At 51.6% G+C, this 19,949-nt stretch carries 21 protein-coding genes, 1 tRNA gene and 1 rRNA gene; 7 read left to right on the forward strand and 16 right to left on the reverse strand.

Going from position 1 to position 19,949, the window contains the following annotated elements; genetic code table 11:
- Positions 1–57: 57 nt before the first annotated feature.
- The 5 genes from WBL83_RS19825 to folB all read right to left on the reverse strand — a co-directional run bounded on the left by WBL83_RS19825 (position 58) and on the right by folB (position 3,415).
- The gene (locus WBL83_RS19825) at positions 58–1,185 is read right to left on the reverse strand and encodes a PTS fructose transporter subunit IIC (protein WP_424590730.1); all 1,128 of its coding nucleotides are present in this window, start codon (positions 1,183–1,185) and stop codon (positions 58–60) included.
- Positions 1,178–1,492, reverse strand: a complete 315-nt coding sequence (locus tag WBL83_RS19830) for a PTS fructose transporter subunit IIB (protein WP_424590731.1) — start codon at positions 1,490–1,492, stop codon at positions 1,178–1,180. The genes WBL83_RS19825 and WBL83_RS19830 overlap by 8 nt, the downstream gene beginning before the upstream one ends.
- Positions 1,474–1,974, reverse strand: coding sequence for a hypothetical protein (locus WBL83_RS19835; RefSeq protein WP_424590732.1), 501 nt, complete (start codon positions 1,972–1,974; stop codon positions 1,474–1,476). Before WBL83_RS19835 ends, WBL83_RS19830 begins: the two co-directional genes overlap by 19 nt.
- Positions 1,975–2,122: 148 nt before the next feature.
- A complete protein-coding gene (gene bacA / locus WBL83_RS19840; RefSeq protein WP_424590733.1) occupies positions 2,123–2,941 on the reverse strand; it encodes an undecaprenyl-diphosphate phosphatase in 819 nt (272 codons plus the stop codon).
- A gap of 105 nt (positions 2,942–3,046) precedes the next feature.
- Entirely contained in the window at positions 3,047–3,415 is a 369-nt protein-coding gene (gene folB, locus WBL83_RS19845; protein ID WP_424590734.1) for a bifunctional dihydroneopterin aldolase/7,8-dihydroneopterin epimerase, read from the reverse strand.
- Positions 3,416–3,522: 107 nt separating this feature from the next.
- On the opposite strand from folB, the gene plsY reads away from it, so the two are divergent.
- Positions 3,523–4,140: a glycerol-3-phosphate 1-O-acyltransferase PlsY gene (gene plsY / locus WBL83_RS19850; RefSeq protein WP_424590735.1), complete on the forward strand. Its 618-nt coding sequence runs from the start codon at positions 3,523–3,525 to the stop codon at positions 4,138–4,140.
- Positions 4,141–4,174: 34 nt separating this feature from the next.
- Here the strand turns inward: plsY and tsaD are convergent, their stop codons facing one another.
- Positions 4,175–5,188 carry a tRNA (adenosine(37)-N6)-threonylcarbamoyltransferase complex transferase subunit TsaD gene (tsaD, locus tag WBL83_RS19855; protein WP_424590736.1) on the reverse strand — a complete coding sequence of 338 codons (1,014 nt, stop codon included), beginning with the start codon at positions 5,186–5,188 and terminating at the stop codon, positions 4,175–4,177.
- A 246-nt stretch (positions 5,189–5,434) separates the two neighbouring features.
- On the opposite strand from tsaD, the gene rpsU reads away from it, so the two are divergent.
- The 4 genes from rpsU (at position 5,435) to WBL83_RS19875 (ending at position 9,833) form a co-directional block, all read left to right on the forward strand.
- Positions 5,435–5,650 (forward strand): 30S ribosomal protein S21, encoded by a 216-nt coding sequence (gene rpsU, locus WBL83_RS19860; RefSeq protein ID WP_001144069.1) that lies wholly within the window; start codon positions 5,435–5,437, stop codon positions 5,648–5,650.
- A 164-nt stretch (positions 5,651–5,814) separates the two neighbouring features.
- On the forward strand, positions 5,815–7,560 hold the full coding sequence (dnaG, locus tag WBL83_RS19865) for a DNA primase (protein ID WP_424590737.1): 1,746 nt from the start codon (positions 5,815–5,817) through the stop codon (positions 7,558–7,560).
- A 153-nt stretch (positions 7,561–7,713) separates the two neighbouring features.
- Positions 7,714–9,552, forward strand: coding sequence for an RNA polymerase sigma factor RpoD (gene rpoD / locus WBL83_RS19870; RefSeq protein WP_424590738.1), 1,839 nt, complete (start codon positions 7,714–7,716; stop codon positions 9,550–9,552).
- Between the two features lie 205 nt (positions 9,553–9,757).
- A tRNA-Ile gene (locus tag WBL83_RS19875) sits at positions 9,758–9,833 on the forward strand.
- Between the two features lie 57 nt (positions 9,834–9,890).
- Here WBL83_RS19875 and WBL83_RS19880 read toward each other — a convergent pair.
- Genes WBL83_RS19880 through WBL83_RS19895 form a run of 4 tightly spaced genes read right to left on the reverse strand, consistent with a single transcriptional unit; the run spans position 9,891 to position 13,011 of the window.
- Positions 9,891–10,601, reverse strand: coding sequence for an amino acid ABC transporter permease (locus WBL83_RS19880; RefSeq protein WP_424590739.1), 711 nt, complete (start codon positions 10,599–10,601; stop codon positions 9,891–9,893).
- On the reverse strand, positions 10,591–11,370 hold the full coding sequence (locus WBL83_RS19885) for an amino acid ABC transporter permease (protein ID WP_424590740.1): 780 nt from the start codon (positions 11,368–11,370) through the stop codon (positions 10,591–10,593). Before WBL83_RS19885 ends, WBL83_RS19880 begins: the two co-directional genes overlap by 11 nt.
- A complete protein-coding gene (locus WBL83_RS19890; protein ID WP_424590741.1) occupies positions 11,367–12,191 on the reverse strand; it encodes an amino acid ABC transporter ATP-binding protein in 825 nt (274 codons plus the stop codon). The genes WBL83_RS19885 and WBL83_RS19890 overlap by 4 nt, the downstream gene beginning before the upstream one ends.
- A 1-nt stretch (position 12,192) precedes the next feature.
- Complete coding sequence (locus WBL83_RS19895; RefSeq protein WP_424590756.1) at positions 12,193–13,011, reverse strand: ABC transporter substrate-binding protein; 819 nt, start codon at positions 13,009–13,011, stop codon at positions 12,193–12,195.
- 218 nt (positions 13,012–13,229) lie between these two features.
- Between WBL83_RS19895 and WBL83_RS19900 the strand changes: the two genes are divergently transcribed.
- On the forward strand, positions 13,230–13,952 hold the full coding sequence (locus tag WBL83_RS19900; RefSeq protein ID WP_424590742.1) for a DUF2461 domain-containing protein: 723 nt from the start codon (positions 13,230–13,232) through the stop codon (positions 13,950–13,952).
- Positions 13,953–14,045: 93 nt separating this feature from the next.
- Complete coding sequence (nepI, locus tag WBL83_RS19905; protein ID WP_424590743.1) at positions 14,046–15,230, forward strand: purine ribonucleoside efflux pump NepI; 1,185 nt, start codon at positions 14,046–14,048, stop codon at positions 15,228–15,230.
- Between the two features lie 226 nt (positions 15,231–15,456).
- On the opposite strand, the gene tauD is transcribed toward nepI, so the two are convergent.
- From tauD to rrf, 6 genes are all read right to left on the reverse strand, one after another.
- On the reverse strand, positions 15,457–16,305 hold the full coding sequence (gene tauD / locus WBL83_RS19910; RefSeq protein ID WP_424590744.1) for a taurine dioxygenase: 849 nt from the start codon (positions 16,303–16,305) through the stop codon (positions 15,457–15,459).
- Complete coding sequence (gene tauC, locus WBL83_RS19915; RefSeq protein WP_424590745.1) at positions 16,302–17,129, reverse strand: taurine ABC transporter permease TauC; 828 nt, start codon at positions 17,127–17,129, stop codon at positions 16,302–16,304. The genes tauD and tauC overlap by 4 nt, the downstream gene beginning before the upstream one ends.
- The gene (gene tauB, locus WBL83_RS19920; protein WP_424590746.1) at positions 17,126–17,893 is read right to left on the reverse strand and encodes a taurine ABC transporter ATP-binding subunit; all 768 of its coding nucleotides are present in this window, start codon (positions 17,891–17,893) and stop codon (positions 17,126–17,128) included. The genes tauC and tauB overlap by 4 nt, the downstream gene beginning before the upstream one ends.
- Positions 17,894–17,903: 10 nt before the next feature.
- Positions 17,904–18,875, reverse strand: a complete 972-nt coding sequence (gene tauA, locus WBL83_RS19925) for a taurine ABC transporter substrate-binding protein (RefSeq protein ID WP_424590747.1) — start codon at positions 18,873–18,875, stop codon at positions 17,904–17,906.
- Between the two features lie 225 nt (positions 18,876–19,100).
- Positions 19,101–19,574 carry a VOC family protein gene (locus WBL83_RS19930; protein ID WP_424590748.1) on the reverse strand — a complete coding sequence of 158 codons (474 nt, stop codon included), beginning with the start codon at positions 19,572–19,574 and terminating at the stop codon, positions 19,101–19,103.
- 258 nt (positions 19,575–19,832) lie between these two features.
- Positions 19,833–19,948 (reverse strand): 5S ribosomal RNA (gene rrf, locus WBL83_RS19935).
- Position 19,949 lies beyond the last annotated feature (1 nt).

Genomic DNA, 19,949 nt, shown 5'->3' on the forward strand with positions numbered 1-19,949 from the left:
TTAAAGTGTAGAAATCCCTGAGGCTCAGTTGCCCCATTTATATTTATTTGCTCACCTTTAACGGCTAACTTTAAATTTCGGCGCGTGCGCTATGGTTTTTTCTTCTTTGCCGCTGGCAATATTCGACTGGCGAAACACCAGTAACGAACCCACCGCCACAATCGCCGAACCCACGGCAATCGACAGGATATAAATCGGCCAGCCATCAACGGCTAACCAACCGTAAAAGCCCGAGATGGGAGCATGGTTTACCGCCCCTAAACCTACCGCCATTGCCGCACCGGTTGCAGTGCCGACGACGTTGATAATGATGATTTTCGGGTTTGCCAGCGCAAAAGGAATTGCCCCTTCCGAGACGCCAATCAAGCCCATCAAGGTTGATGCTTTTCCTGCTTCCTGTAGCGATTCAGGGAAGCGATTTTTCCAGATTAGCGTGGCAACGCCGAGGCCAATTGGCGGGATGATAATCGCCACTTGTGCCGCGGTGTTTGGGTCGTAAATACCGGAGGCTAACAGCGCCATAGCGGTTGTGACCGCAGCCTTGTTAACCGGGCCACCGAGGTCAAAGCCCACCATGCCACCGACTACCGCTGCGAGTATGATTTTGTTGGTTCCAGACATCGCCAGCAGCCACGCTTCCATCCCACGGTTAAGCGCTGCCAGCGGCGTACCAATCACAAACGCCATGATGATACAGGTCAGTAGCGTACCGCCCACTGGCAGAATAAATATCGGCCCTGCGGAGGCCAGAGAACGTGGCAGTTTGACTTTCGCGGTCAGCAAACGCACCACGTATCCCGCGACAAAACCCGCCGCCAGTGCGCCAAGGAACCCGGTTCCCAGGTTGCTGGCTAACAAGCCACCCACCATACCTGGTGCTATCCCCGGTTTGTTAGCAATCGCAAAGCTGATGTAACCCGCCACAATCGGCAGCATTAATGAGAGTGCCAGGCCGCCAAAGCCGTCGAATTTATGCAGCATCTGAACCACCAGGCTTGCGGCCTGTTCGTGGCTGGCATCCCAAATATTATCAATGCCATACATCGAGGCGCCGATTCTGGCGATCCCCATAATTACCGCACCCGCAATAACGAACGGCAGCATGTAAGAAACACCCGTCATGATGGCGTTTTTCACTTCTGTACCCGTGGAGGATTTCGCCCCGCCACCCTGAAATTTAGCCATGACTTATCTCCTGCTCGATGGCTTCAAAGACCGCTTCACCAAATTTGATCGGGTCTGCCACGCTGCATTCCAGTTTTAACATGCCATCAAATCGCTCTTTGTTGTTGATGGCGACATCTGCGGCGATGATCACGCCGTCAGCTCGCGCCAGATCTTCTGCAGTAATTTCGTTTTCTGCCCCCATGCTGCCCTGGGTTTCAACCTTAATTTCATGCCCGCGGCTTTTGCCGGTGATTTCCAGCGCTTCAGCAGCCATAAAGGTATGGGCGACGCCCGTTGGGCATGCAGCTACACAAACGATATACATAATGGTTTCTCTCTCGGGTCGGATTTAGACAATAAAAAAAGCACAATGGCGGTGAGGCGCATCGTGCTTTTTAAGCAATAAAACAGCGTGTTATGTGAATCTGAATCAGAGTCTGACTCGCCACTTAAACGGTGGCAAACCAGTAATTGATGCGCACTGCGGGTGGTGAAGCTAAAGGCTAATTCATGGCGAAGTTGAGCAACCAGACGGGCCTGAATAGAAGTTTTTACGGTGCCGGAAACATTTGGGATCGGCGAGAGTCTTGAGGATGTAAACAGGCTTTCACCGGCACAATCCCACAAGCGGGACCAGCCGCCAGAAAACTCATCTTCGGTCTGTTCCTGTGAGTTCTCGTCAGCTTCACTTAGCGATTGAACCGAGTTAAAACAGCAAAGCCCGCTCAGCAATGACTTCACGCTGCTGAATTTTCCCAGCAGGCAGAAGAAGCTATAACTGATAAATCGGCGGACTATAGCGTGCATATTTCCTCCAACAATGAACGATGGATAATAGTGATTAACTTGAGGAATGAATGTGATTGCTCGCACAATTCACACTATTTCGAACAATCAAAAAATGGAAATAAAAAAGCCACTCATCGCGAGTGGCTTTTATTATTCGTGGCAGGCATTAGAAGTATACGAAATAAACTACAGCCGCTACCACAAAGCGATAAATGGCGAACGGAATAAACGAAATCCGCTTAATAATATGTAAGAAAGTTTTAATCGCAACCAGTGCAACAATAAATGCAGTAATAAAACCAACCGCAAACATTGGCAGGTCTGCCATAGTCAGGAAGCCGATGCTTTTATATACATCCAGCACCGTGGCGCCCATCATCATTGGCACGGCCAGCAAGAACGAGAACTCAGAGGCAGCGTAACGGCTAACCCCCATCAGCATCCCACCTGAAATCGTGGCACCTGAGCGCGAAAAGCCCGGCCACAGTGCGAGGCACTGGAAGCAACCAATCATAAATGCCTGACGATAAGTAATATCATCGACACCTTCAGCACGCGGCTCTTTAGGTTTTAGCAGTTCTGCGGCAATCAGCAACACGCCACCAACCACCAGCGCGTACATCACGTTTATTGGGTTAAACAACGATTTAATCGCATCATGGAAAATTAATCCCAGCACCACCGCAGGAACCATACCCAGCAGGATATGGATCAGCGACAAACGACCCGTTCCCGTGCCTTCATGGGGTTGGCGACCAAAGTGAATACCGATAAGCCCGAACAGGCGACGCCAAAACATCACGACCACCGCCAGAATGGAACCTAACTGGATAACGACTTCAAAGGTTTTTGCCTTATCACCTTCAAAACCCAGCAGGTGACCGACGATAATCATATGCCCGGTGGATGAGACGGGTAAAAACTCCGTTAGCCCTTCAACAACACCAAGAATCGCAGCAATAGCTAACGAGTGCAGATCGCTCATTAATAAATCCTCAACCCCTAAAATAAACCCAAAAAAAGCGGCAACCGCCGCAAAAAGATGACAGTTATGACCAGAATACCCATGTTTGGTTTAACAAATATGAACTTAATTGCTGGCTTTCGGATTACTGCCACGCTCAATCACGACTCCAACGTTTAGAGCCTGTGCAACGGCTCCTGGCTTGCTGACTTTTAAACGCACCCACGGAGAGTTGAAGCGGGTCAACAGCAGTTGCGCGACTTCTTCAGCCACACGCTCCACCAGCGCAAAACGCCCACCAGCAACATGATTGATCACCGCTTCGCTGACATCAGCGTAGCTTAAACAATCGTTTACATCATCGCTGCTTGCCGCCTGACGGTTATCCCATGCCATTTCGATATCGAATACCAGCTTCTGGGAAATGGTTTGCTCCCAGTCATACACACCAATTGTTGTGATTACAGTAAGTTGCTCTATAAATACAATATCCATCACGCCCTGCCCGGTTTTTAGTCACGCCAGATACCACTTCCGGCGAAATATGCGTATTATCCACAGATGCAGAGAATACAACGACACTTTCAAAATGGAACAGCGTTATGAGTGCAATCGCGCCTGGCATGATCCTGCTTGCGTATCTTTGCGGCTCAATTTCTAGCGCCATTCTGGTCTGCCGAGTTGCCGGTCTTCCCGACCCTCGAGATAACGGCTCCGGTAATCCAGGTGCGACCAATGTCTTGCGAATTGGCGGTAAAGGCGCAGCCGTAGCGGTACTGATTTTTGACGTTCTCAAAGGAATGTTACCGGTTTGGGCGGCTTACGCACTCGGAGTGACACCTTTCTGGCTGGGGCTTATCGCCATCGCCGCCTGTATTGGTCATATCTGGCCTGTATTTTTTAACTTCCATGGTGGTAAAGGCGTTGCAACGGCTTTTGGTGCTATCGCCCCCATCGGCTGGGATTTAACCGGCGTAATGGCAGGAACCTGGCTTCTAAGCGTACTACTGAGCGGCTACTCGTCACTGGGCGCCATTATCAGTGCGCTGATTGCCCCGTTCTACGTATGGTGGTTCAAACCTCAGTTCACCTTCCCGGTCGCGATGCTTTCCTGCCTGATTTTGATGCGCCATCATGACAACATCCAGCGTTTGTGGCGCGGCCAGGAAACAAAGATCTGGAAGAAGCTTCGCAGAAATAAAGACAAAAAAAAGGAGTGATCGCTCACTCCTTCTTCGTCGGTTCTCTTAGCGATTATGCCGCAGGCAACTCTGCCAGTGGCCAGCGAGGGCGAACCGTAACGCTCAGTTCACCCGCCGTTCCCGCTTTCAAACGAATCATACCCGCGTAAGCAATCATCGCACCGTTATCGGTACAGAATTCAGGACGCGCGTAAAAGACTTCGCCACGGCGCTTAGTCATCATCTCAGCCATACGCGATCGCAGTGTGCGGTTTGCACTCACGCCCCCCGCCATCACCAGACGTTTAAAACCGGTTTGATCCAACGCACGCTTGCATTTAATCGCCAGGGTATCCACTACCGCATCTTCAAAGGCGCGAGCGATATCAGCACGCGTCTGAGGATCAGCATCATTGCCACGAATGGTATTCGCCGCGAAAGTTTTCAGGCCAGAGAAACTGAAATCAAGGCCCGGACGGTCAGTCATTGGACGCGGGAAAGTAAAGCGCCCTTCTGTGCCCTCAGAGGCCATTTTTGACAGCATTGGGCCACCAGGATAATCCAGTCCCAAAAGTTTGGCTGTCTTATCAAATGCTTCACCGGCAGCGTCGTCAATGGACTCACCCAAAAGCTCGTATTGCCCAATTCCCGTCACGCTAATCAGCTGCGTATGACCGCCAGAAACCAGCAGCGCCACAAATGGGAACTCAGGTGGGTTTTCTTCCAGCATGGGGGCTAACAAATGCCCTTCCATATGATGGACAGGCACAGCGGGGACATCCCACGCAAATGCGAGCGAGCGGCCAATCGTTGCACCCACTAACAGAGCACCAACCAGTCCAGGGCCCGCGGTATATGCGACGCCATCAATATCGCTGGCGGTTAACCCTGCTTCTTTAAGAGCCGCCTGAATCAATGGCACGGTTTTGCGCACATGGTCACGGGAGGCAAGCTCCGGCACCACGCCGCCGTAGTCAGCGTGCAATTTCACCTGACTATACAATTGATTAGCTAATAACCCTTTCTCATCGTCATAAATGGCAATGCCGGTTTCATCACAGGAAGTCTCTATACCCAGTACGCGCATGGCTTTCTCTACCTCAAAGTCTTGCGGCGAAGTTTAAGCCTACAGCCTCTCATTGTAAAACTTTGCTCACCTATTGCTCGCAGGTGGTGTATAATCCGCACCCCTGGAAGATTCCGGCCTCAAAAGCCAGGTTTCTGGTTGTCCGGTGCTTTACAAAGCAGCAGTAGTTGCAGTAAAATTCCGCACCATTTTGAAATAGCTGACGCCTAAGTCAGCGGCAAACCGAATTTACAAAGGTGAGAGTTAATGCCGGTAATTAAAGTACGTGAAAACGAGCCATTCGACGTAGCACTGCGTCGCTTCAAGCGTTCTTGTGAGAAAGCAGGTGTTCTGGCGGAAGTTCGTCGTCGTGAGTTCTATGAAAAACCGACTACTGAACGTAAACGCGCTAAAGCTTCTGCTGTGAAACGTCACGCGAAGAAACTGGCTCGCGAAAACGCACGCCGCACTCGTCTGTACTAATATTCTGGAGGTTCCACCCTCCAAAACAGACCAGTAGTAGTTGTAAAGGCCGTGCTTCCGAAAGGAATGCGCGGCTTATTTTCGTTCATGAACTGACATACTCTGCTCTTTCATAGCGCTGTTTTATCGCAATATTGAAAGAAAGCGAGTACCAAACGGGGCCTATGGCTGGACGAATTCCACGTGTTTTCATCAATGACTTGCTGGCTCGCACCGACATCATCGATCTGATCGATGCGCGTGTTAAGCTTAAAAAGCAGGGCAAGAACTATCATGCGTGCTGTCCGTTCCATAACGAAAAAACCCCCTCTTTCACCGTAAACGGTGAAAAACAGTTTTACCATTGCTTCGGTTGTGGGGCACATGGCAACGCCATCGATTTTTTAATGAACTATGACAAGCTTGAATTTGTCGAAAGCGTTGAAGAATTGTCGGCAATGCATAATCTTGAAGTGCCTTACGAAGCAGGTAGCGGACCGAGCCAGATTGAACGTCATCAACGGCAAAGTCTGTATCAATTGATGGACGGCTTAAACGCCTTTTATCAGCAATCCCTGGCTCAACAATCAGCTGAACCTGCTCGCCAGTATCTGGCACAGCGCGGTTTAAGTACTGAAGTTATTCAACACTTCGCCATTGGCTATGCCCCTCCCGGTTGGGACAACGTGTTAAAGCGTTTTGGTGGCAATAGCGAAAACCGTCAGGCTCTGACGGATGCAGGCATGTTGGTAACGAACGACAAGGGGCGCAGTTACGACCGCTTCCGCGAAAGGGTGATGTTCCCCATCCGTGACAAGCGTGGCCGGGTTATTGGTTTTGGTGGCCGTGTGCTGGGCGATGCCCTGCCAAAGTACCTCAACTCCCCGGAAACCGATATTTTCCATAAAGGCCGCCAGCTCTATGGCCTGTATGAAGCCCAACAGAGCCAGCCTGAACCCTCGCGTTTGCTGGTTGTGGAAGGTTACATGGATGTTGTGGCGTTGGCACAATACGGTATTTCTTACGCCGTTGCCTCATTAGGCACTTCAACCACCGCCGACCACATCCAACTGCTGTTTAGGGTGACTGATACCGTTGTCTGTTGTTATGACGGGGATCGCGCAGGACGAGACGCCGCATGGCGCGCTCTGGAAACTGCACTACCTTATATGACGGACGGACGTCAGTTGCGCTTTATGTTCCTGCCTGACGGTGAAGACCCCGACACGCTGGTTCGTAAAGAAGGCAAAGAAGCATTTGAAGCGCGAATGGAGCATGCTCAGCCGCTTTCTACGTTTCTTTTTAATAGCCTGATGCCACAGGTCGATTTGAGTTCTCCTGATGGCCGTGCGCGACTGAGCACGCTTGCATTACCCCTGATTAGTCAGGTGCCTGGTGAAACTTTGCGCATTTATTTGCGTCAGGAACTGGGCAATAAACTGGGTATTCTGGACGATAGCCAGCTAGAAAAGCTGATGCCAAAGCTTGCGGAAAATAGTACCCCGCGCCCAGCTCCACAGCTAAAACGCACAACCATGCGTATACTGATAGGATTGCTGGTTCAGAATCCAGAGTTGGCACCGAGTGTTCCGCCGCTAAATGGCATGGAAGAGGCAAAGTTGCCAGGGTTGAAACTCTTTATTGACCTGGTGAATACCTGCCTGGCACAACCGGGTTTAACCACCGGGCAGCTTTTAGAGCTATATCGCGGCACAAATGAAGCCGCCACCCTTGAAAAACTCTCTTCATGGGACGATATAGCAGATAAGGACATTGCAGAAAAAACGTTCAACGATGCACTGGAACATATGTTTGATTCAGTACTTGAGTTGAGATTTGAAGAATTGATGGCACGTTCCAGAACGACAGGGCTTACGCCTGCGGAACGTGAGGAAGTCCGTGTGATAACAGAATCACGCGCGAAAAAGTAAATACTCGCGGCTTAACTGCCGAACATTCGTCGGGTAAACCCGAACGCCGCAAGGATGGGCAGCGGCAATAAAATAAGTCAGCCCTCGTTACGTTATTGTTGGCGGTTTCGCCGACCGACACCAACCCTAATACTGAAGTGTGGATACCGTCTTATGGAGCAAAACCCGCAGTCACAGCTTAAACTTCTTGTCCAACGTGGTAAGGAGCAAGGCTATCTGACCTATGCTGAGGTCAATGACCATCTGCCGGAAGATATCGTCGACTCCGATCAGATCGAAGACATCATCCAAATGATCAATGACATGGGCATTCAGGTGATGGAAGAAGCACCTGACGCCGATGACCTGTTGCTTGCTGAAAACTCAAACAACACAGACGAAGATGCGGAAGAAGCTGCCGCTCAAGTACTGTCCAGCGTAGAATCTGAAATCGGGCGCACCACTGACCCGGTTCGCATGTACATGCGTGAAATGGGTACCGTTGAGCTGTTAACCCGTGAGGGTGAAATCGATATCGCTAAGCGTATCGAAGACGGTATCAACCAGGTTCAGTGTTCCGTTGCCGAATATCCGGAAGCGATCACTTATCTGCTTGAGCAGTACGATCGCGTTGAAGCAGAAGAAGCGCGTCTGTCTGATTTGATCACGGGTTTTGTTGACCCGAACGCAGAAGAAGATCTTGCCCCTACCGCCACTCACATTGGTTCTGAGTTAACAACTGAAGAAAACAGTGATAGTGACGATGAGGAAGATGAAGACGACGACGCAGACGATGACAACAGCATCGACCCTGAACTCGCTCGTGAGAAATTTGGCGAACTGCGTACACAGTACGAAAGAACTCGCGACACGATTAAAGCGAAAGGTCGTGCACACGCAGATTCCGCTGCTGAAATCCTGCAACTGTCTGAAGTCTTCAAACAGTTCCGCCTGGTACCGAAGCAATTCGATTACCTGGTAAATAGCATGCGCGTCATGATGGATCGCGTTCGTACGCAAGAACGCCTAATCATGAGAATGTGTGTTGAACAGTGCAAAATGCCGAAGAAAAACTTCATCACACTGTTCACTGGCAACGAAACCAGCGAAACCTGGTTCAATGCTGCCATCGCAATGAACAAGCCGTGGTCTGAAAAACTGCATGATGTCGCAGACGACGTGCATCGCAGCTTGCAGAAACTGCAACAGATTGAAGAAGAAACTGGCCTGACTATTGAGCAGGTCAAAGACATCAACCGTCGCATGTCCATCGGCGAAGCGAAAGCCCGTCGTGCGAAGAAAGAGATGGTTGAAGCAAACTTACGTCTGGTTATTTCTATCGCTAAGAAATACACCAACCGTGGTCTGCAGTTCCTTGATTTGATTCAGGAAGGTAACATCGGCCTGATGAAAGCCGTTGATAAGTTTGAATATCGCCGTGGTTATAAGTTCTCAACTTATGCGACCTGGTGGATCCGTCAGGCTATCACCCGCTCCATCGCTGACCAGGCGCGAACCATCCGTATTCCGGTGCATATGATTGAGACTATCAACAAGCTCAACCGTATTTCGCGCCAGATGCTGCAAGAGATGGGCCGTGAGCCGACGCCGGAAGAGCTGGCTGAACGTATGCTGATGCCAGAAGACAAAATCCGTAAAGTGCTGAAGATCGCGAAAGAGCCAATCTCCATGGAAACGCCAATCGGCGACGATGAAGATTCGCATCTGGGTGATTTCATCGAGGATACTACCCTCGAGCTGCCACTGGATTCTGCAACTTCTGAGAGCCTGCGTAATGCCACGCACGACGTGCTGGCTGGCCTGACCGCTCGTGAAGCAAAAGTTCTGCGTATGCGTTTCGGTATCGATATGAATACCGACCACACGTTGGAAGAAGTGGGTAAACAGTTCGACGTTACCCGCGAACGTATCCGTCAGATCGAAGCGAAGGCACTGCGTAAACTGCGTCACCCAAGCCGCTCTGAAGTTCTGCGTAGCTTCCTGGACGACTAATCACATCGCCCTTCAAAAAACCCTCCTCGTGAGGGTTTTTTTATATCTGCAAGAAAGTCATAGCTGGTTTTAGCTTTCAACCAATAGCCTGAAGAAATACCAGAAATGGAAGTATAAGAGTTTGATAAAGCGTTGATTATAAAACCAGCATATGTCACGCAATGACTGGATTGAAGCTCAGAGATACATTATAATCCTGCGCCACGGCCCCTTAGCTCAGTGGTTAGAGCAGGCGACTCATAATCGCTTGGTCGCTGGTTCAAGTCCAGCAGGGGCCACCAAATTTTAGCTTTAAAATCATATGATTAAGCCACCTTTCACGGTGGCTTTTTTATTATCTAAATCTTGAGTGGCGATGGGCTGGCAGCAGTGCCGCGTCGGCGATACCAGCGAGACACCAGGTAACCCAAGCCGCTGCACAGCAGGTAATACACCAATCCCGTAAAGATAAAGATGGCCGCTGGATACACCTGTACCCGGCTGTTGACCTGCCCCGCCACTGTGGTTAGCTCTGGCACATTGACGATGAACGCAAGCGAAGTGTCTTTAAGCAGCGCGATGAACAGGCCCACATAGGAAGGAAAGACGTTGCGCATCGCCTGCGGTAACAATACCAGGTGCAGTATTTGCCAGCCATTCAATCCACCAGCTACCGCCGCTTCACGTTGCCCGGACGGGAGAGCCTTTAAACCCGCGAGAGTAGTGTGCATCACCGCAGCAGACGTAAACCACGCCAGCGCCAGAGTTACGGTCAGCGCACCGGGTAAATCGCTACCAGTGATAATCGGCAGCAAGAAGTAGAGCCAGAAAATCACAAAAATAAGCGGAATACCGCGAATGAATTCTGCCCAGATAAACAGTAGCCGCCTCACAACGCCATCAAACCGCCAGGCGATTCCTGCCAGCAATACGCCACCCACCAGTGCGAGTATCGCCGCTCCGGCCGCCATTAGCAGCGTCAACATTACGCCGCCCGGTTCATCCTGCGCCATTCTTCCCCAGAGCAGATAATCCAGGTTATCGGTAATCACCGTCAGATTAGCTATCATTCTGTGCCTCACTATTCAGCGCTTTAGCTACCCGGCGTTTACGTTCAGACGGGCGCGGGCCAAGCCAGGCGAACAGCCCACCCATCACCAGCCCCAAAGCCAGATACAGCACCGTTCCCACAGCAAATGCCTCCAGTGCATGGGCGTTGTAGCTTTCGATTTGCCTGACCTGATAGGTCAGCTCCGCAAAGCCGATACCGGTAGCCAGCGACGAGAGCTTCATCAAGTTGAGATACTGCCCCACTACCGGCTGCCAGGCATTCCTCAGCCCTTGTGGAAGAAGGATCCAACGGTAGATGGACCAGGCTGAGAATCCTTGCGAAAGCGCAGCTTCCACCTGTCCCTGAGGTACAGCCTGCAACCCGCTGCGCATTTCTTCGAGTAGAAATGCGGAAGTAAACAGCCCAAGCCCCCAGGCAGCGCAAATAAACTCCGGAGTGAGCCACCACACATTTCCGGGCAGTATCGACCAGCTGTGTTCATCGTTGATAAACCCGCGTAATTCCTGAGGGAGGAAATTCCACGCGGCGAAATACCAGAACAGCAGTTGCACCAGCAGCGGCGTATTGCGAAACACAGAGACCCATACCGCAACCACCGCCCTGCCGATGCGCCCTCCGGCAAGCCTCAACCCGAGTATTAATAGTGTTAAAGCTGTTGCCAGCAGTACTCCGGCGAGGGTGACCCAGACCGTGGTTAAAAAGCCGGACATAATCCACTGCAACGGCTGTCCTGTCAGAACTCCAGTCCAGTCTATGTGCCAGTTCATGATTCATCCTTAAACCCGGCATGCAAAGGATCGAGTACCTTTTGTAAAAAACGCCTGGTGCGTGGATGTTGTGGTGAGCCGAAGAACCGCGCGGGAGGAGCCTGCTCAAGAATTTCGCCGCCATCGATAAACACCACCCGATCGGCAATTTCCCGTGCAAACTGCATTTCATGGGTGACGACAATCATCGTAATGCCACTGTGGGCCAGAGATTTCATCACCATCAGCACTTCACCGATCATTTCCGGATCCAGTGCCGAAGTGGGTTCATCGAACAAGATTATCTGCGGCGAGGATGCTAAAGCCCGTGCGATGGCCACACGCTGTTGCTGCCCGCCGGAAAGTTGCGCAGGATAATGATGTGCTTTCTCGGCAAGCCCGACCCGAGTCAACAACGTTACTGCCTGCTGTTGAGCCTCATCAGGTTCCCAGCCATGAACATGCATCAGTGAAAGTGTGATGTTCTGCCCGGCGGTGAGATGGGCATACAGATTGAACTGCTGGAATACAAATCCGATGCGGCTACGCAAGGCACGCAGAGCTTTGCCCTGCAAATCCCGGGTTGGTTTGCCATCAATAAAAATGTCCCCAGCACTTAACGGTTCGAGCTGATTTATTAGTCGGATTAACGTCGATTTACCTGAGCCTGATGGCCCACAAATCGCCACCACTTCTCCTGCGTTAATTTTCAAGTCGATGGACTTCAGCACCAGGTTTTCGTCGTAACTTTTGCCAGCCTGACGAAACTCCACGCTGGCATCCTGTAAATGTGCAAAATCCGCGGCCTGAACCGCGGATCGTTTGAATAAGGCACTCACCATGTTACTGAGCTTCTATTTTAAAGCCGCGTGGCTGGGGAGTTTTGCTGCCTGGACCGAACCAGCTGTCGTATATCTTCGTCGCTTCACCGTTTTGCTCAAGCTTCACTAACTCGCCGTTAACTGCTTTAAGCAGCGCCGTTTCACCCTTCTTCACCCCGACGCCAATCTCTTCTTTGCTGAGCAGATCAGGGAGAATTTTGAACTTCGCTTTATCCGGTGCTTCAGCCAACAGACCGGCCAGAATGGTGCTGTCCTGGGTAATCGCTTGCACGTTGCCGTTACGCAGCGCAGTCAGCGCCAGTGGGATATCGTCATAGGAAAGCACGCGAGCGGATGGGAAACGCTGATGCAGCGTCTGCTCACCGGTGGTGCCTTTTACTGCACCAATGCGATCATGCCCGTAGTCATCAAGTTTATCTGCTGATGCTGCCGGTACCAGGAATTGCTGGCCCGTCACAAAATAAGGCGTGGAGAAATCGACAACCTGCGCGCGCTCCGGCGTGATGGTGATATCAGCGACGATCAGATCCACTTTGCCAGATTGCAGCAAAGGAATGCGGTTGGCTGGATTGGTTGCCACCAGCTCCAGTTTTACGCCAAGAGATTTTGCGAGAGCCTTCGCAAAATCAACGTCATAGCCAACGATATCGTGAGTTTTAGCATCGATGGAGCCAAATGGCGGGTTAGCATCAAAAGTGGCGACGCGTACGACGCCTGCTTTTTGAATATCTGCCAGTTGGTCAGCCTGAGCCACTGTGGCGGAAAGGCCGGACAGTGCCAGTAAAACGAGTGATGCGATCTTATTTTTATGAGAGGTCATTGCGTGTGCCATAGTTTTTCCTTGTTGTCCCAGCTTTTTGCAAGCTAAGGCCTTACACTCCCATATCCGGATCCGCACCACCAATGCTTAAAAAACATTAACATATGAGGAAAATATATTAAGGTTGGAGACGTTTCACATCGATAGACAGAGAAATCCGCCATCCTTAAGCTCGCAGATGTAGCCGCTTAAATGGTTCTAATAAGGGTCCATCAATAATGAATGCTCAAACAACGAAAACCTCAACGTCCACGGTATCTACTGGTGCAACTTTTAGTGCAGCCAGCCTGCAATTTCTCAAACAGCTTGCACAAAACAACTCCCGTGATTGGTTCAAAGCGCATCAGGATGAATACGAAAATAATGTGAGAACGCCTGCGCTACGGTTTATTGAACAGATGCAGCCCAGTATTCTTGCTCTGTCGCCAAAGCTCACCGCCGTGCCGAAAAAAGTCGGTGGCAGTTTGATGCGCCCGCAACGAGATAGCCGTTTCAGCAAAGATAAAACACCTTACAAAACCAATGTCGGCATTCAGTTTCGCCATTTCCAGGGCAAAGACGTCCACGCGCCTGGGCTGTACCTGCATATAGCAGAGGAAGGCTGTTTTATTGCGGCCGGCATCTGGCACCCTGAATCAAAAGCCTTAAATGCCATTCGCATGTGTATTGATGAAAATCCCAACGCTTACCAGAAAGCGTTACAAGCGTTGCAAAGTCATGGGTTTATCATGGATGGCGATAGCTTAAGTCGTCCGCCTAAAGGCTTCGATAAGACTCATCCCTTGTTAACAGAATTAAAACGCAAAGACTTTATTGCGGTGAAAAATATCGACTTTGAAGAGCTGTGCAAGCCAGGTGCAGTCAATTTCTGTGCCCAGCAGTTTCAGCATTGCAGCCAGTTGATGGCCTATCTGTGCTTTGCACTGGAACTGGATTACTAGAACACGCCAGGCCAGTTGCCAAAATGTTAAATGCGTCACAAATATGGTGTTACACTACGCGGCTTTATCGCAGAAACGACACCAGGTGACGAAATGAGTGAGCATATTGAAAGGACAATCGAACCGAGGGTCACGACGCGACCGAACTGGTCTGCGGTATTTGCCGTAGCATTTTGCGTCGCCTGCCTGATTACCGTGGAGTTTTTACCGGTAAGTTTGCTGACACCAATGGCGCAAGAGCTGGGAATTTCTGAAGGGCTTGCCGGGCAGTCAGTGACCGTCACCGCTTTTGTCGCCATGTTTGCGAGCTTGTTCGTGACCAGTATTATTCGCGCAACCGACAGGCGCTATGTGGTTATCCTGTTCTCCGTGCTGCTCACCCTCTCCTGCTTGCTGGTTTCGTTTGCGAATAACTTCACCATGCTGTTAATTGGTCGCGCCTGCCTGGGCATCGCGTTGGGCGGTTTCTGGGCGATGTCAGCATCCCTGACGATGCGGCTGGTTCCGACACGCACGGTCCCTAAAGCATTGTCGGTTATCTTTGGCGCCGTCTCTATCGCCCTGGTCATCGCGGCTCCGCTCGGCAGTTTCTTAGGTGGCATTATCGGCTGGCGTAACGTGTTTAATGGCGCGGCACTGATGGGTGTGGCCTGCATTATTTGGGTATGGAAAGCGCTTCCGTCTCTTCCTGGTGAATCGACCCAGCATAAGCAAAACATGTTCGGCCTGCTCAAACGCCCTGGCGTGCTGGCGGGTATGACGGCCATCTTTATGACATTTGCCGGGCAGTTTGCCTTCTTCACTTACATTCGCCCTGTGTATATGACGCTCGCCGGATTCGACGTAGATGGCCTGACGCTGGTGCTGCTGAGCTTTGGTATCGCGAGCTTTGTCGGAACCTCGCTTTCCGCAGTATTCCTTAAACGTTCGCTGAAATTAGCACTGACCTGTGCTCCGCTGATACTGGCACTGAGCGCGCTGGTTCTGGTGTTGTGGGGGGCGGATAAAATTGTCGCTTCAGCCATCGCCATTGTCTGGGGCTTCGCATTCGCGCTGATCCCGGTAGGCTGGTCGACATGGATCACCCGCTCTTTGGCGGATCAAGCTGAAAAAGCGGGATCTATTCAGGTTGCGGTGATCCAGTTAGCCAACACCTGCGGTGCCGCAATTGGCGGGCTGGCACTTGATAACCTCGGCATTTATTCGCCGCTGGTGTTATCTGGCAGTTTGATGCTGCTGACGGCTTTGTTGGTCGCGGCAAAGGTTAGAGCGAAGTAATTAAGTGTCGGATGGCGCTTCGCTTATCCGACCTACAAATAACTAAAACGAAGGGTGGATAAGCGCCAGCGTCATCCACCACAAACAATTGAAACGTAGGGTGGATAAGCGTCAGCGTCATCCACCACAAACAATTGAAACGTAGGGTGGATAAGCGCCAGCGTCATCCACCACAAACAATTGAAACGTAGGGTGGATAAGCGCCAACGTCATCCACCACATACCGTTATCCCCGCCAAAAAGGTTTGTCCCCAAGAATGGTCGCGCGATTCATTATGCGGCGAGCCGGCAAGTAATCAGCGTTCGCATAATGCTGTGTGACCCGGTTATCCCAGATAGCAATATCGTTTTCCTGCCAGCGCCAGCGCACCTGAAATTCCGGTTTTGTAACGTGCGCAAACAGGAAGGCGAGCAGCGCATCACTCTCCTTTTGCGAAAGATCGACAATCCGCGTCGTGAACCCTTCATTAACAAACAGCGCCTGTTTGCCACTCACTGGATGAGTACGGACAACCGGATGAAGCAGTGGAGGATTTTTTATCACCGCCTCGCGCCAGCGCTGATGATCGTCCTCACTCTGCAGATGCTTATATTCCGGGAATGACTTACTGAAATCATGCTCTGCCTGTAATCCTGACAGCAAACGCTTGAACGGTTCCGACAGCGCTTCATAGGCCGCAATACCGCTGGTCCATAAGGTATCGCCGCCCGTTTCCGGAATCAGCTTAGCCGCCAGTATCGCTCCCGCAGGAGGCGTCTCAATAAACGTCACATCGGTGTGCCAGTTATCGTTATCCGGCGGATTATCGTTGTGCGTATCCAGCACGATTATCTCTTCCACTCCTTCCGCATGTGGATAAACCGGGTGGATATGCAGATCGCCAAAACGCTGCGCCAGAGTACGTTGCTGTGCCGGTGTAATGGGCTGGTCGCGCAGGAACAGCACCTGATGGCGAATCAGCGCATGGTAAAGCTGCTCAAACTGGTTATCGGTTAATCCCCGGCTCAGCGTTAAACCGCTGACTTGCGCGCCAATGTAAGGCCCCAGTGGCGTAATATTCACTCTTTCACTCATTGCCCTTCTCCATGCCATGGGGTTAAACGACGCTGCAAGGCACGCAAACCCAGCTCTAAACAAAATGCGATAACGGCAATTACACCGATGCCCGCAAGCACCACGTCCGTTGCCAAAAATTCACCGGCAGACTGCACCATAAAACCTAATCCACGTGTTGCCGCGATAAGCTCAGCGGCAACCAGCGTTGACCAGCCCACGCCAAGCCCGATACGGAAACCCGTCAGGATTTCCGGCAGTGCGCCGGGCAAAATCACATGCCACACGACCTGGAGACGTGATGCGCCCAGCGCTTCGGCGGCACGAATACGAACCTGTTTTGCACTGCGTACCCCAGCCATGGTCGACATAGCAACAGGGGCGAAAATAGCCAGATAAATCAGCAAGATTTTCGAGGTTTCACCGATGCCGAACCAAATCACCATCAGCGGTAGATAAGCCAGCGGCGGTACCGGGCGATATAGCTCAATCAGCGGGTCGAGAATCCCTCGCACCGTCGGGCTGAGCCCCATCGCAATACCGACCGGAATACCAATCAGCACGGCGGCTAAAAGTGCCGTGAGAATGCGCAGCAGGCTGGCGGCAAGATGCTGCCAGAGCGTGGCGTCCATAAACCCTTGTGGCCCGGCGATGCTAATCAGCTTGGTCAGCACCTGGCCTGGAGGTGGCAAAAACAGTGGACTGATCCATTGCTGCGCGGCTACCCACCACCACAGCAACACGATTGCCGTGACAGTCGCAATACTTAATGTGAGCTGGCGCGAGAACGGCCAGTGCAATGCCAGCCGTTTGCGGCGGGCTTTATCCTGAATGACGATGCTCATAAGAAGCCCTCGCGTTGTTCAAACACCCGGCTCAACACGTACTCACGTTTGGCGATAAATTCAGGGTCGGATTTGATGCTGCGGCATGGCTCGCCTTCTGTGAAACGGCGGCCAAAATCGAGCGGTAAACGCTCAAGTACGCGTCCCGGCCCTGGTGACAGCAGCACTAATTCAGTCGCGAGGAAAACCGCTTCTTCGATGTCGTGGGTTATCAACAGCACCTGTCGACGGCTTTCGTGCCAAAGCTTTAATAACAGCGTCTGCATTTGTTCGCGGGTGAATGCATCCAGCGCACCAAAGGGTTCATCAAGCAGTAAAAGTTGTGGGCGAGTGGCCAGCGCGCGGGCAATCCCGACACGCTGACGCTGCCCGCCGGAGAGCTGCCAGATGGCGCGTTTCGCTTTATCTTCCAGCCCAACTTTGCGCAGCATATCGAGCGCGATTTCCTCGCGAGCGGGCTTAGGCTGCCCGGCCAGCTGCAGACCAAAAGCAACATTATCCAGAACCGTACGCCACGGCAGCAGCCCTTCATGCTGAAAGACGACGCCGCGCTCCGCACCTGGCCCTGTCACCTGTTTGCCCGCAAGCGTGATGCTACCGGTGTGATAAGGAACAAAGCCCGCTATCAGGTTCAGCAACGTGGTTTTACCGCAGCCGGACGGGCCAAGGACCACCAGTAACTCGCCTTCGTCTACGGTCAGATTGATGTCGTTGAGAACCGTTTTACCATCATAATCTGCACTTAAATGCGAAACCTGTAACATGGCTAACCCCTTACTGCGCCAACGTTTTCACGAAGCGATCGGTGACAAACTGGCTGTAATCCGTCGCTACTGCCGGGACTTTGCCCTGCGCTTTGAGGAACTGGGCGGTATCGACAATCGCTTTATTCACCGGGCCACTGAGCTGCTCAGTTTGCTGGCTCGCGGTGAGATAGGTATTGCCCTTCACCAACACCGGAACATCGCTTTCTGGCACGCCGCTCAGACGGGAGAGCTTGCTCAAGTTGTCCGGCTGTTTCAGCCATTCATCCGGGTTATCGATATAGCTCTTCTGTGCTGCAAGCGCACTTTTAGCGAAGGCTTCAACCACTTCCGGATGCGCTTTAGCGAAGTCTTTACGCACGACCCACACATCCAGTGTTGGTGCACCCCACTTGCCTACTTGCGCAGAATCCGTCAGCACGGTGCCATCTTTTTCCAGCTCGTTAACCGCTGGCGCCCAGACATAAGCACCGTCAATATCGCCGCGCTGCCATGCCGCAATAATTGCTGGAGGCTGAAGGTTAAGGATTTCCACCTGGCCAGGTTTGATGCCCCAATGTTTCAGAGCCGCCAGCAGGCTGTAATGCGTGGTGGAGATAAACGGTACGGCGATACGCTTGCCGATAAGATCTTTCGGGCTGGTGATGCCTTTTTTCACCACCAGGGCTTCAGAGTTCCCCAACTGCGAAGCGAGAAGGAAGACTTCGATTGGCACGTTCTGGCTTGCTGCTACCGCCAGCGGGCTTGAGCCAATATTGCCAATCTGCACATCACCTGATGCCAGCGCCCGCACTACACTCGCGCCGCTATCGAACTTGCGCCATTCAACTTTTGCGCCGCTATCTTTGGCAAAAGCATTATCAGCTTGCGCAACTTTGGCCGGTTCAGCGGAGGTTTGGTACGCGACGGTTACATCCACCGCGAAGACTGGCGTTGCAATAAAGGCCAGCGCTGCCAGCCAGAGAGAATGTCGTTTTGCCATGATGAGTGCTCCTGTATCGTTGATGGGAGCAGTATTTCGAACGGCGACGATTACATAAAATAATTAAAAATTATCGCTAATGCTTTTATGTTTTTAGATGAAATGTGGGGAAGGATAGTTGGGGAATGGGAAAGCATTAAGCTGTTAAAAAGATATCGGAGACAATGGTATTGCTATTAACATCTGCAATATACACCGCCTCCATTAGCAGTGCGATTCAGATCGTCAACCACGTATCGCCGCTTCGATAGCAGTAACGTCTATTTTCTTCATCAACATCATCGCACCAAAAGCACGCCTCGCAGTGTCTCCACCCGTGGCCAGGGCTTCAGTAAGTATGCGTGGGGTAATTTGCCAGCTGACGCCCCATTTATCTTTGCACCAACCGCATTCGCTTTCCTGACCACCGTTGTCGACAATGGCGTTCCAGTAGCGGTCTGTTTCTGCTTGATCTTCGGTAGATATCTGAAAGGAGAAGGCTTCATTGTGTTTGAAGTGAGGCCCACCATTGAGGCCGATGCATGACACACCCGCAACGACAAATTCGACAACTATTGTGTCGCCAGCTTTGCCATCCGGATAGTCGCCAGGAGCTGGAATGACGGCACCCACACTACTGTCTGGAAAAGTCGCAGCATAGAAACGCGCGGCGTCTTCCGCATCATGATCGTACCAAATACAGATAGTATTCTTAGCCATAATATAGCCTGCCTGGCATTGCGCCTTTGGTGGTTTTTCAACCATAAGTATGTACCGGATCGGTTTTTTGTGGCTGTAAAAGGCGTTTTGTGTGGTCTGAATCGCTTAAATAACGAGGAAATTGCGTAAATTACTCGTATCATCCGGATACTCGCCCCGGAGGGGCCGCCGTAAACGGCGTTCAAATTGTTCCAGACAATTTTGTCACAGACAGCAAAAAGCCCTGTACGTCAGTACAGGGCTTTTTGCTTGATTGGAGCCTGGCAGTTCCCTACTCTCGCATGGGGAGACCCCACACTACCATCGGCGCTACGGCGTTTCACTTCTGAGTTCGGCATGGGGTCAGGTGGGACCACCGCGCTAGTGCCGCCAGGC

Origin of the sequence: Buttiauxella sp., from assembly GCF_049686335.1 — a bacterium.
Taxonomy (GTDB): Bacteria; Pseudomonadota; Gammaproteobacteria; order Enterobacterales; family Enterobacteriaceae; genus Buttiauxella.

Coding starts and splice junctions, on each gene's coding strand:
- WBL83_RS19825 (WP_424590730.1), bottom strand. CDS start 1,185: ATGGCTAAATTTCAGGGTGGCGGGGCGAAATCCTCCACGGGTACAGAA.
- WBL83_RS19885 (WP_424590740.1), bottom strand. CDS start 11,370: ATGAACTGGCACATAGACTGGACTGGAGTTCTGACAGGACAGCCGTTG.
- bacA (WP_424590733.1), bottom strand. CDS start 2,941: ATGAGCGATCTGCACTCGTTAGCTATTGCTGCGATTCTTGGTGTTGTT.
- WBL83_RS19835 (WP_424590732.1), bottom strand. CDS start 1,974: ATGCACGCTATAGTCCGCCGATTTATCAGTTATAGCTTCTTCTGCCTG.
- tauD (WP_424590744.1), bottom strand. CDS start 16,305: ATGAGTGAAAGAGTGAATATTACGCCACTGGGGCCTTACATTGGCGCG.
- tauB (WP_424590746.1), bottom strand. CDS start 17,893: ATGTTACAGGTTTCGCATTTAAGTGCAGATTATGATGGTAAAACGGTT.
- tsaD (WP_424590736.1), bottom strand. CDS start 5,188: ATGCGCGTACTGGGTATAGAGACTTCCTGTGATGAAACCGGCATTGCC.
- tauC (WP_424590745.1), bottom strand. CDS start 17,129: ATGAGCATCGTCATTCAGGATAAAGCCCGCCGCAAACGGCTGGCATTG.
- tauA (WP_424590747.1), bottom strand. CDS start 18,875: ATGGCAAAACGACATTCTCTCTGGCTGGCAGCGCTGGCCTTTATTGCA.
- rpsU (WP_001144069.1), top strand. CDS start 5,435: ATGCCGGTAATTAAAGTACGTGAAAACGAGCCATTCGACGTAGCACTG.
- rpoD (WP_424590738.1), top strand. CDS start 7,714: ATGGAGCAAAACCCGCAGTCACAGCTTAAACTTCTTGTCCAACGTGGT.
- folB (WP_424590734.1), bottom strand. CDS start 3,415: ATGGATATTGTATTTATAGAGCAACTTACTGTAATCACAACAATTGGT.
- WBL83_RS19880 (WP_424590739.1), bottom strand. CDS start 10,601: ATGATAGCTAATCTGACGGTGATTACCGATAACCTGGATTATCTGCTC.
- nepI (WP_424590743.1), top strand. CDS start 14,046: ATGAGTGAGCATATTGAAAGGACAATCGAACCGAGGGTCACGACGCGA.
- WBL83_RS19900 (WP_424590742.1), top strand. CDS start 13,230: ATGAATGCTCAAACAACGAAAACCTCAACGTCCACGGTATCTACTGGT.
- WBL83_RS19930 (WP_424590748.1), bottom strand. CDS start 19,574: ATGGCTAAGAATACTATCTGTATTTGGTACGATCATGATGCGGAAGAC.
- WBL83_RS19830 (WP_424590731.1), bottom strand. CDS start 1,492: ATGTATATCGTTTGTGTAGCTGCATGCCCAACGGGCGTCGCCCATACC.
- plsY (WP_424590735.1), top strand. CDS start 3,523: ATGAGTGCAATCGCGCCTGGCATGATCCTGCTTGCGTATCTTTGCGGC.
- dnaG (WP_424590737.1), top strand. CDS start 5,815: ATGGCTGGACGAATTCCACGTGTTTTCATCAATGACTTGCTGGCTCGC.
- WBL83_RS19890 (WP_424590741.1), bottom strand. CDS start 12,191: ATGGTGAGTGCCTTATTCAAACGATCCGCGGTTCAGGCCGCGGATTTT.
- WBL83_RS19895 (WP_424590756.1), bottom strand. CDS start 13,011: ATGACCTCTCATAAAAATAAGATCGCATCACTCGTTTTACTGGCACTG.